The sequence below is a fragment of the Bartonella sp. AP57NXGY genome (genome assembly GCF_042195805.1).
In the GTDB taxonomy this organism is placed as follows: Bacteria; Pseudomonadota; Alphaproteobacteria; order Rhizobiales; family Rhizobiaceae; genus Bartonella.
Window position 1 is genome coordinate 1 of the sequence record NZ_JBHIOZ010000588.1, and the last position, 630, is coordinate 630.

Genomic DNA, 630 nt, shown 5'->3' on the forward strand with positions numbered 1-630 from the left:
GAGATAAAGCAAGAAGAAGCGATTGAGATGTTAGCGCAACATCTTGTGACGCGTCCCGTGTTTGAAGCCTTGTTTGAAGGCAATGAATTTGTGCAAAACAATGCCATTTCGCAAGCAATGGAAAAAATCTTAACAGAACTCGATAAAACAAATATTGAAGAGAAAACGAAAGATCTTGATAAATTTTACAACAGTGTCACGTTCTGTACAGCAGAGATTACCGAAACTCATGCAAAACAGAATCTTATTATAAACCTTTATGAAAGTTTTTTTGTAGTGTAGCTGCAAGAATTTGTTTAACTCTTTATTTGAAGAAAAAAGAGTTAACTCTATAGGAATCAAAATTCCAAAATATTGCTTATTTTGTTAAATCTGATTTTTAGAACGTGGGTTAGGAATATTCTGAAAGTCGTTTTCAGAATCAATCACTTCAGGATTATAAAGACTATTTTCTCCCGTTAAAACATAAATCCAATAGCAGATCTTCGAGTTAACAGAAAACTTTTCGATTATTAAGGTAGCACATTGATTATCACAGTTAAAATCGTATCTCCCTTCCTCTAAAAATTTATCAGCATCATTGATATTAACTAATTCTGAGGCTGGATCTATTTTATATTTATAAGAAAG

General features: G+C 31.7%; 2 pseudogenes. One reads left to right on the top strand and one right to left on the bottom strand.

The features are described 5' to 3' along the window. Positions 1-273 (top strand): annotated as a pseudogene (locus ACFIL8_RS12185) (hypothetical protein); the annotation flags it as partial. A gap of 93 nt (positions 274-366) precedes the next feature. On the opposite strand, the pseudogene ACFIL8_RS12190 reads toward ACFIL8_RS12185, so the two are convergent. Further along, positions 367-630: pseudogene (locus ACFIL8_RS12190) on the bottom strand (hypothetical protein); the annotation flags it as partial.